11 protein-coding genes are annotated in these 13,788 nt (G+C 66.7%); 3 read left to right on the top strand and 8 right to left on the bottom strand.

Annotated elements, in window-relative coordinates; all coding sequences use genetic code 11:
* Nucleotides 1–70: 70 nt before the first annotated feature.
* On the bottom strand, nucleotides 71–889 hold the full coding sequence (locus NFC73_RS04120; RefSeq protein ID WP_254747839.1) for a purine-nucleoside phosphorylase: 819 nt from the start codon (nucleotides 887–889) through the stop codon (nucleotides 71–73).
* Nucleotides 890–1,016: 127 nt separating this feature from the next.
* Here NFC73_RS04120 and NFC73_RS04115 point away from each other — a divergent pair, with 127 nt between their 5' ends.
* Nucleotides 1,017–2,432, top strand: a complete 1,416-nt coding sequence (locus tag NFC73_RS04115; protein WP_254747837.1) for an NAD(P)H-quinone dehydrogenase — start codon at nucleotides 1,017–1,019, stop codon at nucleotides 2,430–2,432.
* Nucleotides 2,433–2,455: 23 nt separating this feature from the next.
* The gene (locus NFC73_RS04110) at nucleotides 2,456–2,641 is read left to right on the top strand and encodes a PspC domain-containing protein (protein WP_056348113.1); all 186 of its coding nucleotides are present in this window, start codon (nucleotides 2,456–2,458) and stop codon (nucleotides 2,639–2,641) included.
* 116 nt (nucleotides 2,642–2,757) lie between these two features.
* Here the strand turns inward: NFC73_RS04110 and NFC73_RS04105 are convergent, their stop codons facing one another.
* From NFC73_RS04105 to NFC73_RS04095, 3 genes are read right to left on the bottom strand one after another with little or no spacing between them, the layout of a single operon-like run.
* The gene (locus tag NFC73_RS04105; RefSeq protein ID WP_254747835.1) at nucleotides 2,758–4,320 is read right to left on the bottom strand and encodes an FAD-dependent oxidoreductase; all 1,563 of its coding nucleotides are present in this window, start codon (nucleotides 4,318–4,320) and stop codon (nucleotides 2,758–2,760) included.
* Nucleotides 4,317–6,569, bottom strand: a complete 2,253-nt coding sequence (locus tag NFC73_RS04100; RefSeq protein ID WP_254747833.1) for a molybdopterin oxidoreductase family protein — start codon at nucleotides 6,567–6,569, stop codon at nucleotides 4,317–4,319. The genes NFC73_RS04105 and NFC73_RS04100 overlap by 4 nt, the downstream gene beginning before the upstream one ends.
* 1 nt (nucleotide 6,570) lies before the next feature.
* Nucleotides 6,571–8,043, bottom strand: coding sequence for an MFS transporter (locus NFC73_RS04095; protein ID WP_254747831.1), 1,473 nt, complete (start codon nucleotides 8,041–8,043; stop codon nucleotides 6,571–6,573).
* Between the two features lie 272 nt (nucleotides 8,044–8,315).
* Here NFC73_RS04095 and NFC73_RS04090 point away from each other — a divergent pair, with 272 nt between their 5' ends.
* Complete coding sequence (locus NFC73_RS04090) at nucleotides 8,316–9,728, top strand: MFS transporter (RefSeq protein ID WP_254747829.1); 1,413 nt, start codon at nucleotides 8,316–8,318, stop codon at nucleotides 9,726–9,728.
* A 147-nt stretch (nucleotides 9,729–9,875) separates the two neighbouring features.
* On the opposite strand, the gene NFC73_RS04085 is transcribed toward NFC73_RS04090, so the two are convergent.
* From NFC73_RS04085 to NFC73_RS04070, 4 genes are all read right to left on the bottom strand, one after another.
* A complete protein-coding gene (locus NFC73_RS04085) occupies nucleotides 9,876–10,607 on the bottom strand; it encodes a glutamine amidotransferase (protein ID WP_254747827.1) in 732 nt (243 codons plus the stop codon).
* 93 nt (nucleotides 10,608–10,700) lie between these two features.
* On the bottom strand, nucleotides 10,701–11,141 hold the full coding sequence (locus NFC73_RS04080; protein WP_058929593.1) for a YybH family protein: 441 nt from the start codon (nucleotides 11,139–11,141) through the stop codon (nucleotides 10,701–10,703).
* 19 nt (nucleotides 11,142–11,160) lie between these two features.
* Nucleotides 11,161–12,972, bottom strand: a complete 1,812-nt coding sequence (locus tag NFC73_RS04075; RefSeq protein ID WP_254747825.1) for an acetyl/propionyl/methylcrotonyl-CoA carboxylase subunit alpha — start codon at nucleotides 12,970–12,972, stop codon at nucleotides 11,161–11,163.
* Nucleotides 12,973–13,101: 129 nt separating this feature from the next.
* Nucleotides 13,102–13,788, bottom strand: coding sequence for a Maf family protein (locus NFC73_RS04070; protein ID WP_254747823.1), 687 nt, complete (start codon nucleotides 13,786–13,788; stop codon nucleotides 13,102–13,104).

Raw genomic sequence — 13,788 nt, 5'->3', positions numbered from 1 at the left:
TACAGCAACGCGGGGTCACTAGACGCCCATGGGAAAGCCTCTGACGGGCGATACGTGACCCCGCGTTGTCCTAAAGCTTGGCGATGATCCCAGCCAGCAGTTTGGAAATCCGAGGTCCGGCGGCCTGGCCGGATTCGATGACTTCCTGGTGACTGAGGGGCATAGCACTGATGCCGGCTGCGAGGTTGGTGACCAGCGAAATTCCGAACACTTCCATGCCTGCGTGCCGGCCGGCGATCGCTTCCAATGCGGTGGACATGCCCACCAGGTCCGCGCCGATCCGCTTGGCGTACTGGACTTCGGCCGGCGTTTCGTAATGGGGTCCGCTGAACTGGGCATAGACGCCTTCCTCCAGCGAGGAGTCAACTTCACGGGCGAGGGCACGGATGCGGGAGCTGTACAGATCCGTCAGATCAACGAACGTTGCGCCTTCCAGCGGGGACGTGGCGGTGAGGTTGATGTGATCTTTGATGAGGACCGGGGTGCCCGGCGTCCAGCTTTCGTTCAGCCCGCCGCAGCCGTTGGTGAGGACCAGGGTTTTGCAGCCGGCAGCGGCAGCGGTGCGGATGCCGTGGACCACGGCGCGGACGCCTTTGCCCTCGTAGTAGTGCGTCCGTGCGCCCAGGACCAGTGCGCGTTTGCCCTCTTTGGTCAGGACGGAGCGGATGGTGCCCACGTGCCCTTCGACCGCGGGGGCATGGAAGCCCGGGACAGCGTCGGCGGTCAGGGTGGCTGTGGTCTCGCCGATGAGGTCGGCGGCTTCGGCCCAACCTGAGCCCAGGACGAGCGCGACGTCGTGATTGTCAACCCCGGTCTCCTGCGCGATGTACTCAGCGGCGGAGCGCGCGGCGGCGAAAGGGTCCGAGTTCTGGAAGTCTGTATTACTCACTGGTACAAGTTATCGTGCCGGTGCCGCTGTGCACAGTGGCAGCAGCGTCGCGCCGGGCCGCGGACGGCACCGTGACGGAGCACTCTTTGTTGGTGGTCCCTGCGCAGATACGCGAGAATGGTTGTTTGTGACTACGCACCCTGATTTCAGCTCACCCCGGATCGCAATCCTCGGAGGTGGCCCCGGCGGATACGAAGCCGCCATGGTCGCTGCCTCACTGGGGGCGCAGGTCACCATCATCGAACGCGCAGGCATGGGCGGCTCCGCCGTGCTGACCGACGTCGTGCCTTCCAAAACCCTGATCGCCACCGCGGACCTGATGACCCGCGTCGGTGAGGCCGGGGAACTGGGAGTGAAGTTCGACGTCGACGGCGGCGACTTTGTGCCCGTGATGCGGGCAGATCTCAAGCACATCAACGACCGTCTCCTGGGCCTTGCCCGCCAGCAGTCCCGAGACATCACCACCGGTCTGGAACACCAGAACGTCCGCATCCTGCTGGGTTCGGGCAAGCTCCTGGACAGCCACACCATCGAAGTCGTGACCGCTGACGGCACCGAAATCGTGGAAGCTGACACCATCCTGCTGGCCGTCGGCGCACACCCCCGTGAGCTGCCCACCGCGCGGCCGGACGGCGAACGCATCCTGAACTGGGCGCAGATCTACAACCTCGACGAGCTTCCCGAGGAACTCATTGTGGTGGGGTCCGGCGTGACCGGTGCCGAGTTCGCCTCCGCCTACAACGGCCTGGGCTCCAAGGTCACGCTCATTTCCAGCCGCGACAGGGTGCTCCCCGGTTCGGACACCGACGCCGCGGAGGTGCTGGAGGAAGTCTTCGAGCGCCGCGGCGTCCGCGTCCTGTCCCGTGCCCGTGCTGAGACCGTTGAACGTACCGACGACGGCGTGGTGGTCACCTTGGGTGACGGATCGAAAGTCACGGGCAGCCACTGCCTGGTCTGCGTGGGCTCCATCCCGAACACCGCGGGCATAGGCCTCGAAGCTGCCGGCGTGGCCCTCACCGAGAGCGGCCATGTCAAGGTCGACGGCGTCTCCCGCACCACCGCGCCCAACATCTACGCCGCCGGCGACTGCACCGGGGTGCTGGCCCTGGCCTCAGTGGCCGCCATGCAGGGCAGGATCGCGATTGCCCACTTCCTGGGCGACAGCGTTATGCCGCTCAAGCTTCACCAGGTGGCGTCCAACATCTTCACCTCACCCGAGATCGCGAATGTGGGGGTCTCCGAGGCCGAGATCCAGTCCGGCAAATACCAGGGCGACATCGTCAAGCTCTCGCTCAAAAGCAATGCCCGCGCCAAAATGCGCAACCACAAGGACGGCTTCGTCAAAATCTTCGCGCGTAAGGGCTCGGGCACCGTGATTGGCGGTGTTGTGGTGGGGCCGAACGCTTCCGAGCTGATCTTCGCCATCTCCCTTGCGGTCACGCAGAAGCTCCACGTCGACGACGTCGCCAGCACCTTTACCGTCTATCCGTCACTGAGCGGGTCCATCTCGGAAGCCGCCCGGCGCCTGCACGTCCGCATGTAATTGAGTTGCGGTAGCGTGGCCGCATGACTACAGCACTTGAGCGGCCACGCCGCGGAAAAATCATCGGCGGCGTCTGCGCCGCACTGTCAGCCCGATTCGGGATCCCGAAGTTCCTGGTCAGGCTCGGCTTTGTGATCTTTGGCCTGGTGGGGATCGGCGAGCTGGTCTACATTGCCCTGTGGATCATGATCCCGAAGGCCCCCGCGTAGCCGGGACTTCCTTCGCCCTAACCCATGTAGGTCGCAGTTAACGTCGTTATGAGCGCTCATGACGACGTTAAACGCGAGTTGCTTGGGCGGGAGGGCGGGCTCAACCACCGGTATTTTCAGGCGGCGGGAGCCGCCTGGAAGTGTTTTTCGATGAGCCCCTTGATGTCCTCGTGGCAGCCGCCGCAGCCGGTGCCGGCGCGGGTTGCCTTGGACACCTCGGCCACCGTGGAGCAGCCTTCCGCCACGGCACCCTGGATCTTGGCGCCGCTGACTCCGGCGCAGCGGCATACGGTGCCGGCCGGATCGGCGGGACCGGATGCGGCCAGCTGGTCCGGGCCGTCGAGCCGGAGCAGCAGGGACCTGTCGGCCGGCAGTTCCGCGCCGCGTTCAAACAGTCCCACCAGCTCGGCGGCGGTCCGCGGCATGCCCACGGCCACCAGGCCTTCCAGCACTCCGCCGCGGGTGGTCATCTTCACGTAGCGGCCGTGTTCGGGATCGGCCCACTGGGCGATCTGAAGGCGCGCCCGGCCGTTCACGGCGCCGGCGGTGAGCACGTCTTCATCCCACGGCTCGGCACCGTTGTCGCCGGCCACAGCCATGTTCATGCCACGGGCCTTCAGCACAATCACGCCGGCCTGTTCCTGGGGCAGCTCCTGCAGCGTGTCGGCCTCTTCCTGCGTGCTGGTGGCCAGCATGGTCAGGTATTCGGCCAGCCATTCGGCCTGCCGCCACCCGGGACCCACCAGGCCGGACGGGCCCTTCGCCGTGCGGCATTCGCCGCAGGCCGGATCCGGGCAACGGACCTCGGCGCAGTCGCCGATCGCGAAGATGTGCGGCTCATGGTGGGCCCGTAGCCGGTGGTCCACCAGGATCCCAGCGCCAACCGACAGGCCGCAGCCTTCGGCCAGCTCGGTCCGGGGACGGACGCCGCAGGAAAGGACCAGGAGATCGCCGTCGATCGCCGAACCGTCATTGAGCAGCAGTGCCGAGAATCCGCCGTCGGGCGCATTGTGCTCCACCCCGGTGGACCGGGCGTTGCCGGCCATCCGGACGCCGCACCGGCGCAGGCTGGCCGCGAGGACCGCGCCGCCGCCCCGGTCGATGTTGCGCCCCAGCGGGTGCGGCCCGTTGTGCACCACCGTGACGGTGGCGCCTTCCTCGGCAGCCGCAAGGGCTGTCTCGAGGCCCAGGACGCCGCCGCCCAGCACCACAACACGCTTGCCGCCGTCGACCGCTGCGCGCAATACCGAAGCGTCGCGGAGATCCCGGAGCGCCGTAACGCCCGAAGGGAGGACGGGGGAGGCGGGATCCGGGTTGATGCCGGTCAGGTTGGGGATGACGGGCCGGGAACCGGTGGCGAAGACCAGCCGCTCGTAGTGGGCTGTGGTGCCGTCGGTGAGGATCACCTGCTGGCGGGCCCGGTCCACGCGGCGGACCCGCACGCCGAGCCGGACGTCCACGCCATCCGCGGCCAGGGCTGCGGCGTCGGAGAGGGCCAGGGCATCGGCAGTGGTGCGTCCAACGCCGAGGTCGGCCACCAGCACACGGTTGTACGCGGCCTCGGCTTCCTCGCCCACGACGGTGAGGCTGACGTGCCCGTCGCGGACCGCGGGCAGCAGTTCATCGATCAGGCGGGCAGCCACGGGGCCGAAACCAACAATGACAATCTGCTCACTCATGAGGCCTCCGATGTCTGAAGAACACTGTTCTGAAGTCCGGTTGCGACCGCACGGACCCACACCTTGTTGAACTTGAATTCGGGCATCCCGGAAATGGGATCCGTTGCCGCCTCGGTGAGGCGGTTGGCGCTTTCGAGTTCCGGAAAATGGAACGGCAGGAAGACGGTCTCGGGCCGGATCGCCGTGCTGAGCTCCGCCCGGCAGAACACCTCGCCGCGTTCATTGGCCACCGAGACAAACGCACCTTCGGTGATGCCCATGACAGCCGCGGCGGCGGGGTGGATCTGCAATCTCGCCTCGGGCTGGCTGGCCAACAGCTCGGACACCCGCCGGGTCTGCGCTCCGGACTGGTAGTGCTCCAGGAGGCGGCCGGTAATGAGGGTCATGGTTTTTGCGGCCGGGGCTGTGGCGTCCCCAACGGGGGGTCCGGCCGGCGTACGACGACGGCGGGGTGTCACCGGGGTCATGACCGCCTTGCCGCCGGCGTGGGCGAACGCGTCCAGGAACAGCCGGGGCGTGCCGGTGCTCCCCACGGGGTAGGGCCAGTAGGCGGCTTCGCCGCGGTCAAGCATGGCGTAGTCAATGCCGGAGTAGTCGGCGTGCCCGCCGGCCGAGGCCAGGCGCAGTTCTTCAAAGACTGTTTCCGGATCTTCGCTGTACGTGGACGGGGCCCCGAGCGCTTCTGCGAGCCGGGCCATGATCCACAGTTCGCTGCGTGCGCCCGCGGGCGGCTGCAGGGCCCGGCGGCGGCGGAGGACGCGTCCCTCCAGGTTGGTGAGCGTGCCTTCCTCTTCGGCCCACTGCAGGACCGGGAGGATGAGGTCGGCTTCGGCGGCCGTCTCGGACATAAAGAAGTCGCAGACCACCAGGAAGTCCAGGCTGCGGAGCCCGGCGATGACGGCATTTGCATCGGGGGAGGCCACCGCGATGTTGGAGGCGTGCACAAAAAGGCACCGGACGCCGCCGGGCTGTCCCAGCGACTTCAGCAACTGGACCGCGGGCAGTCCCGGCCCGGGAATGGTTTCCTCCGGGACGCCCCAGACGCCGGCCATGTGGGCGCGGGCGGCGGGGTCAGTGATCTTACGGTAGCCGGGGAGCTGGTCGGCCTTCTGGCCGTGCTCGCGCCCGCCCTGGCCGTTGCCCTGGCCGGTGAGGGTGCCGTAGCCGCTGCGGCGCGAGCCGGGCAGGCCCAGCAGGAGGCTGAGGTTGATCGCGGCGGTAGCGGTGTCCGTGCCGTCCACGTGCTGTTCCACACCGCGTCCGGTGAGGATGTAGCTGCCGCCCTTGCCCGCGCCGTCGGCGAGCCTGCGGGCGGTTTCGCGGATGAGCTCCGCGGGGACGCCGGTGAGGGACTGGACCCGTTCGGGCCAGAACGCGTTGACGCTGCGTACCACTGCCGCGTAGCCGGTGGTGCGTGCCGCAATGAATTCTTCGTCTGCCAGGCCCTCGTGGATGATCACGTGCGAGAGCCCCAGCAGGAGGGTGAGGTCCGTGCCCGGAAGGGGCTGGAGGTGGAGGCCGCCGCCGTCGGCCGTGAACTTTGCCGTGGCAGAACGGCGGGGATCCACCACGATCAGTCCGCCGGCGTCGCGGGCGCCCTGGAGGTGTTGCACAAACGGCGGCATGGTTTCTGCCACGTTGGAGCCGAGCATCATGATGGTGCTGGCGGCGTCCAGGTCTGCCAGCGGAAACGGGAGGCCGCGGTCCAGGCCGAAGGCGCGCATCCCGGCGGCCGCTGCGGAGGACATGCAGAAGCGGCCGTTGTAGTCGATGCGTGAGGTGCCCAGGGCCAGGCGGGCGAACTTGCCCAGCATGTAGGCCTTCTCGTTGGTGAGGCCACCGCCGCCGAAAACACCGACGGCGTCCTTGCCGTAGCGTGCCTGCGTGTCCTTCACGGCGGTGGTGACCAGCGCCAGGGCCTGGTCCCAGCCGATGGGGCGGTGGACGCCGTCGGCCCCCTTGAGCAGGGGTTCGGTGACCCGTCCAGGGTGGTTGAGGAGGGTGGCTGAGGTCCAGCCTTTGCGGCAGAGTCCGCCGCGGTTGGTGGGGAAGTCCCGTCCTTGGACGTCGAGGGGCGCTTCGAGGAGGGGGGCCTTCAGGGTGGCGTCCGCAGCGGCCAGCGCAGCGGATTCAGCCGGCACGGGGACTGACCCCGGCTCGGAAGCCGGGGTCAGTACCGCAGGGGTTGTGAGCGTCATGGCGCACTGCAGGGCGCAGTAAGGGCAGTGCGTGTCGGCGCTTTTGGTCATGTTAGACGTGTCCCATCGCGTTTCGGTTGGCGTTGCGGATGTAGAAGAACCAGCAGACCGCCAGCATTACTACGTAGGCTCCGACGAAACCGTAGAAGGCCGGGGTATAGGACCCGCTGGCCGTGTTGGAGGCGTTCAGCACCTGCGGGATAACGAAGCCGCCGTAGGCGCCGATGGCCGAGATCAGGCCGAGGGCCGATGACGCTAGCCGCTGGGTTTCCACCGTGCTGGCACCGGACTTAGCCGCCCGGCTGGACGTGGCGAAGATGATGGGGATCATCCGGTAGGTTGCGCCGTTGCCGAAGCCGCTGGCCGTGAAGAGCATCAGGAACAGGACCAGGAACAGCCAGAAGTTCTTCAGCGGCAGGGTCCAGATCATGGTCAGGGTGATGACGGCCATGGCGGTGAATGCTGCCACGGTCATCCGGGCGCCGCCCATGCGGTCAGCCATGCGTCCGCCGTAGGGGCGGGCCAGTGAACCGACCAGGGGGCCGAGGAAGGCCAGCGAGAGTGCCACGGTGCCGACTCCGATGGAGGAGAACGCCGGGAAGTAGTCCTTGATGAGCTTGGGGAACACGCCGGCGAAGCCGATGAACGAACCGAAGGTGCCGATGTACAGCAGCGCCATGATCCACAGGTGCGGTTCCTTCAGTGCCGCGACCGAGCCGGCCACGTCACCCTTGGCACTGGTGAGGTTGTCCATGTACTTCCAGGCACCGAAGGCGGCGATCAGAATGAACGGGATCCACATCCAGCCGGCCATCGGCAGGTTGACGCTGCCGACGGCGAGAAGGGTGATCGCAATCGGGACGGCGAGCTGTGCGACGGCGGCACCCATGTTGCCGCCGGCGGCGTTCAGGCCGAGGGCCCAGCCCTTCTCCCGTGCGGGGTAGAAGAAGGTGATGTTCGCCATGGAGCTGGCGAAGTTGCCGCCGCCGAAGCCAGCAAGTGCTGCCACGAGCAGCATGACACCGAACGGGGTTTCCGGATTGGAGACGCAGAGTCCCAGTCCGACGGCGGGAATCAGGAGCAGGAGCGCGGATACGATGGTCCAGTTCCGGCCGCCGAAGCGGGGAACCATAAACGTGTAGGGGATCCGGAGGGTGGCGCCTACCAGGCTGGGCATGGAGATCAGCCAGAAGATTTCCGAGGTGGTGAACGTGAAGCCGGCCGCCGGGAGCTGGACCACCACGATGGACCAGAGCTGCCAGACCACAAAGCCGAGGAACTCGGCGAAGATGGACCAGTTCAGGTTGCGGCGGGCGATGGCCCGGCCGGCGGACTCCCACTGCTCCTTGTTCTCGGCGTTCCAGTTGGCGATCCAGCGGCCAGGGCGGAATTCAAGGGCGGGGGCGTCGGTTGTACGCGTGGAGGGCTGCGCGCTGGCGGATGAGGACACGCCTCCGTGCAGCGGGTCGGTGTCTATGTCTACGGAATTGCCGGTGCCGGCATCTGCATTGCGGTCAACAGTCACGGTGGACCTCCTCATGGGGGATGTTGTTCTTCCACGGTAGAGAACGCGCGTTTCACGGACAGTCGCCGTTTGTTAACGGGCTGTGACATTTGCCTATCGGCAACCGACGGGGCGACGTGAGGAGAGTTAACGGACCGAAGGATGAGACATGTGCCACTAGTCCAGATGATGGACCTTTCGTCCATTGACTGGACGGCTGGAACTAGTATCGAACTCTAACTACTGTGCGCCGGGTCTTACCAGGCCCGGCCGGTTCTCAGGAAAGAGTTCCTATGTCATCCATACAAACCACCGTGGAGCCAGGATCCCCCAAGGCGGTGAACTCACGCGGCCGCGTGATTGTGGCCAGCCTGATCGGCACCACCGTTGAGTTCTACGATTTCTACGTCTACGCCACCGCCGCCGTACTGGTCTTCCCGTCACTGTTCTTCCCCAACCAGAACGAGACCACCCAGCTGCTCAGCTCCTTCGCTGTCTTCGGGGTGGCCTTCGTGGCCCGCCCGCTGGGATCCATCGTCTTTGGCCACTTCGGCGACAAGTTCGGCCGCAAGGGCACCCTGGTGGCCTCGCTGCTGACCATGGGCATCGCCACGTTCCTGATCGGCTGCCTGCCCACGGCGCTTGTCCCGGGCTGGCAATTCTGGGCCCCGGCACTGCTCGTTGTCATGCGCTTCGCACAGGGCCTCGCCCTCGGCGGCGAATGGAGCGGCGCGGCCCTGCTGGCCACCGAGAACGCTCCGGCCAACAAGCGCGCCATCTACGGCACGTTCCCGCAGCTGGGCGCGCCCATCGGCTTCATCATCGCCAATGTGATCTTCCTGGTGGCCAGTTACGCGCTGACCCCGGCCGACTTCCTGGCCTGGGGCTGGCGCGTGCCGTTCCTGCTCAGCGCCGTCATGGTGATCATCGGCCTGTACGTCCGCCTCAAGCTGATCGAAACGCCTGCCTTCACCAAGGTCCTCGAATCCAATGAGGTGGCGAAGCTGCCCCTGGCCCGGGTCTTCAAGACCAGCTGGCGTCCGCTCATCCTGGGCACGTTCATCATGCTCGCCACCTACGTGCTCTTCTACCTGATGACCACGTTCACGCTGACCTACGGCACCCGTCCGTCCACCCTGGATGCCGCCCGGGCTGCCGCCGAGAAGGCCGGCAAGCCGATGTCCGAGGCCGCCGCGGCAGCGTTTGTTCCCGGTCTGGGCTTCACCCGCAACGACTTCCTCTGGATGCTGATTGCCGGCGTTGTCTTCTTCGGCATCTTCACCCTGGTTTCCGGACCGCTGGCGGAGAAGTACGGCCGCCGCAAGATGCTGCTGGCCGTCACCGGCGGCATCTTCGTCTTCGGCCTCCTGTTCGTCCCGCTGTTCAGCGGCGGCTTCGTGGGCACCATGGCCCTGCTGGTCATCGGCTTCTCCCTGATGGGCCTCACATTCGGCCCCATGGGTGCGCTGCTGCCGGAACTGTTCCCCACCAATGTGCGGTACACGGGGTCCGCCGTCAGCTACAACGTGTCCAGCATCCTGGGTGCTGCCGTGGCTCCGTTCATCGCCGTCGCGCTCTGGGAGCTGGCCGACGGCAGCCCGGTCCTGGTGGGTGTCTACCTGACCGCGATGTCGGTACTGACGCTGATTGCGCTGTTCGTGAGCAAGGAAACCCGCGACCTGGACTACGAGAACAACGTAGCCTGACGCCCCGCCGTCGGGCGTTCCAGCCCGGTTGCTGACAGAAATGCCCGGCGTGTTCCCCGTTATTGCGGGGAGCGCGGCGGGCATTGCTGTGTCCTGGCGGGACTAACAGGAACGAACGACGGCGGCGCTCGCCACCCGTCCGCAGGCTCAGTTGGCGTAGCGGTCCACGAAGTTGCGGAGGATCTTCATGGGCTCTGTGGCGGTGTACGTCCGCGCGTCCGCCATGAGTTCCTCGGCGGACTCCGGCGGGAAGTATCCGGCATGCCGGTAGATATCGATCCGTGTGACCAGCCCCTCCGCGTCCAGTTCCGGGTGAAACTGTGTGGCGTACAGGTTCTGCTTGATGCGGAACATGTGGACGGGGCAGGCCCGGGAGGATGCCAGCAGCACCGCGTGGGAGGGCAGTCTGGTGCAAGCTTCCTTGTGCCCGGTGAAGGCAATGAAACGCCGTGGCATCCCGTGCAGGAGCGGATCCGCGAGCCCCGCCTCCGTCAGCTCGATTTCCACCCCGCCCAGCTGTTCTCCGAAGGTCCTGTCGATCACGGCGCCCTGATGCCGGCCCAGCGTCCCCACCCCGTAGCACGCGCCCAGGAACGGAAAATCCTGGGCCACGATCCGGTCCAGCAGCCCGGCCAGTTCCCGCTCCACCCGGTGCTGGGTTTCGCTCTTGTGGTCTGCCGGGTCGCTGGACGTGAAGGGACTGCCGCCCACAATCACCGCCGAGTAATCGGCCAGGTCCAGTTGCGGCAGGGGAGCGGCCTCAAGCCGGACACGCCTCAACTGCGAAGGGGCCAGCCCGCCATATCTCAGGTACGCCTCATACTCTTCCTCTGCGGCGGCGTCTTCAGCCCGGGAGGCGAGGAGGAGGAAAGGCTTCACACGCTAAGTGTGCCTTCCGCCCCAGCTCAACGCCAGAGGACGCAGCGAAACTGCGGGTTGGCGCGGGAACACAGCCCCGGCGCCGGAGCGACGTCAGTGGCTGGCAGGCTGCGCGAAGGATCGCCGGGACTGCGGCTGCGCGGCCGGGTCTGCGTGGCGGTGGACCAGCTTCCAGTAGCCTTCTTCGCGCCGGAAGATGCTGGTCACACGGAGCGCGAATTCCTCTGGCGCTGCGGCGCTCTCCAGCCGGGCACGGAAGTGTTCCGTTTCCACCAGGTAGGCCGTGTCGCGTGCGGTGTAGGACGTGATGGTGTCGAACCCCAGCATCTCGCCGTCCTGGAACTGCCGGGACGCCTGGTCCAGCCGGGCCTCCACCTGGGCCCAGCCACGTGCGATGCCGCCGAACGGGTTGGCCAGCGTGACGTCGTCGAGCCTCGAATACAGGTCCTTGACGGCACCGGGATTCCCGCGGGTGATTTCCGGAACCGCCAGGTGGTAGCGGTCTACTTCTTCTTCAAAACTGGGTGCGAGCATGGGGTGCCTCCGGCAGGGTCTAGTCTTCGATCGTGGCGATGACGGCGCCGGCCGAAACCGTCTCACCGGCCACTGCGCTGAGTCCGATGATGATGCCGGAACGGTGCGCGGTCAGGGGCTGTTCCATCTTCATCGCTTCGAGAACCACCACCAGGTCACCCTCGGACACAACGTCGCCGTTGGCCACGGCAACCTTGACGATGGTGCCCTGCATTGGGGAGGTCAGCGCGTCGCCGCCGGCGGCCGCAGCCGCTCCGCCCGAACGGAGGCGTTTCTTGGACTTGGACTTCGCGCCGGCGGCCGAACCCGCCCCGATCGCACCAAGTGAGGCCGGCAGGACAACCTCGAGGCGCTTGCCCCCCACTTCAACCACCACGCGCTGGCGTTCACCGGCGTCGCCACCGGCTTCAGCGGTTCCGTCCGGCGTCCAGGCGGGAATGTTGTTGACGAATTCGGTTTCAATCCAGCGGGTGTGGATGCTGAAAGGCCCTTCCGCGGGCGCAAAAGCGGGGTCCGAAACAACGGCGAGGTCGAACGGGATAACAGTGGGGATGCCCCCGACTACCATTTCCTCCAGGGCGCGCCGCGAACGCTGCAGGGCCTGGGCACGGGTGGCGCCGGTGACGATCAGCTTGGAGAGCATCGAGTCGAAGTTGCCGCTGATGACATCGCCCTCCTCCACGCCGGAATCAATCCGGATGCCGGGGCCTGTGGGGTTCTTCAGGGTGGTGATGGTGCCGGGGGCGGGCATGAAGTTGCGGCCCGGGTCCTCGCCGGTGATGCGGAATTCGAACGAGTGGCCACGGACCTCGGGGTCGCCGTAGCCGAGCTCCTCGCCGCGCGCCAGCCGGAACTGTTCGCGGACCAGGTCGATACCAGTGACCTCTTCGGAGACGCAGTGCTCCACCTGGAGGCGGGTGTTGACCTCGAGGAAGGAGATGGTGCCGTCCTGGCCCACCAGGAACTCGCAGGTCCCGGCGCCGAGGTAACCGGCTTCCTTCAGGATCGCCTTGGAGGATTCGTAGAGGCGGCGGTTCTGCTCTTCGGTGAGGAACGGGGCAGGTGCTTCTTCAACGAGCTTCTGGTTGCGGCGCTGCAGCGAGCAGTCACGCGTGGAGATGACCACGACGTTGCCGTGGGCGTCCGCGAGGCACTGCGTTTCGACGTGGCGTGGGGCGTCCAGGAAGCGTTCGATGAAGCACTCGCCGCGGCCGAAGGCTGCAGTGGCCTCACGGACGGCAGACTCGAAGAGCTCCGGGATTTCTTCGCGGGTGCGGGCCACCTTGATGCCGCGGCCGCCGCCGCCGAAGGCTGCCTTAATGGCCACGGGCAGGCCGAACTTGTCCACGAACTCGAGGATTTCCTCGGCGGACTGCACAGGATCGGCGGTGCCGGGGACCTGGGGTGCGCCCACTTTCTCCGCGATGTGGCGGGCCTGCACCTTGTCGCCGAGGGCCGAGATGGCCTCGGGGGACGGGCCGATCCAGGTGATGCCGGCCGCGATGACCTTGGCGGCGAACTCGGCGTTTTCAGCGAGGAAGCCGTACCCGGGGTGGATGCCGTCGGCACCGGACTGGCGGGCCACGTCAATGATCTTGTCCATCACCAGGTAGGACTCCGCGGCGGTGTTGCCGCCGAGGGAGTAGGCTTCGTCGGCCAGCCTGGCATGGAGCGCGTCGCGGTCCGGATCGGCATAGACAGCCACGGAGGCAATGCCCTCGTCGCGTGCCGCGCGGATGATGCGCACTGCGATTTCGCCTCGGTTTGCGATCAGCACCTTGGTGAGGTTCGACTGCACGGGACTAGCGGACTGCTCCAAATTTGCTGACAAGGCGTCTCCTTCTTTCCTTCAGGGAGCCTAGCGCGATTTTGTGGGTTCCGCCGATATTACTTGCGGTTTCCGCGTGTAAACCGGCGCGGCTTTGTAGGGAACCTACAATTGTTCGGAAAATCGCCGCAATTATTCGGCGGACCACAGGTCGGTGATGCGTACATTGGCGTGCCCGAGGAGACCGCGCAGCGTGGAGACTGACAGCCCGACGACGGCGTGCGGGTCCCCATCCACCTTCCGGATGAATGCCCCGCCCAGGCCGTCGATCGTAAACGAGCCGGCGCAGTGCAGCGGTTCGCCCGTGGCGATGTACGCGTCGATCTCTTCCGGATCCATCTCCGTGAAGTGGACCTCGGCGGAGGCGACAGCCCCGAGCGTGGCGCCGGATCCCGGTGCCGTCATGCCGCCGTCGGACGCTGCGTCGGTGCCTATTTCGGCGGGTTCGTCATCGGCTGCCGTCGCGCGGCAATCCACCAGCCAGTGCCCGGTGTGCAGGACACCGCTGTTGCCGCTCATCCGCAGCATCCGTTCGCGGGCGACGGCGGCCGTGTACGGTTTGCCGTGCGCCTCGCCGTCGAACTCGAAAACGGAGTCGCAGCCGATGACCAGCGCGCCCTCCGCTTCCGGCAATGCGGCCACTGCCTCGGCCTTGGCGCGGGCCAGCAGCAGCGCGGTATCGTGAGGATCCGTGACGCCGTAGCGGGCCTGGACCGCGTCCTCGTCCACGTCGGAGACCAGCACCGAGTGCCGGATACCGGCGTCGGCCAGGAGCTTGGTACGGGCGGGGGACTGGGAGGCGAGGATGAGGCGGGTCAC

This window comes from Pseudarthrobacter humi, from assembly GCF_024294965.1.
Classification (GTDB): Bacteria; Actinomycetota; Actinomycetes; order Actinomycetales; family Micrococcaceae; genus Arthrobacter; species Arthrobacter humi.
Note: the sequence above shows the minus strand (reverse complement) of the source record. Positions and strands in the feature narration are given on the sequence as shown.

Coding starts and splice junctions, on each gene's coding strand:
- NFC73_RS04110 (WP_056348113.1), top strand. CDS start 2,456: ATGACTACAGCACTTGAGCGGCCACGCCGCGGAAAAATCATCGGCGGC.
- NFC73_RS04105 (WP_254747835.1), bottom strand. CDS start 4,320: ATGAGTGAGCAGATTGTCATTGTTGGTTTCGGCCCCGTGGCTGCCCGC.
- NFC73_RS04100 (WP_254747833.1), bottom strand. CDS start 6,569: ATGACCAAAAGCGCCGACACGCACTGCCCTTACTGCGCCCTGCAGTGC.
- NFC73_RS04090 (WP_254747829.1), top strand. CDS start 8,316: ATGTCATCCATACAAACCACCGTGGAGCCAGGATCCCCCAAGGCGGTG.
- NFC73_RS04080 (WP_058929593.1), bottom strand. CDS start 11,141: ATGCTCGCACCCAGTTTTGAAGAAGAAGTAGACCGCTACCACCTGGCG.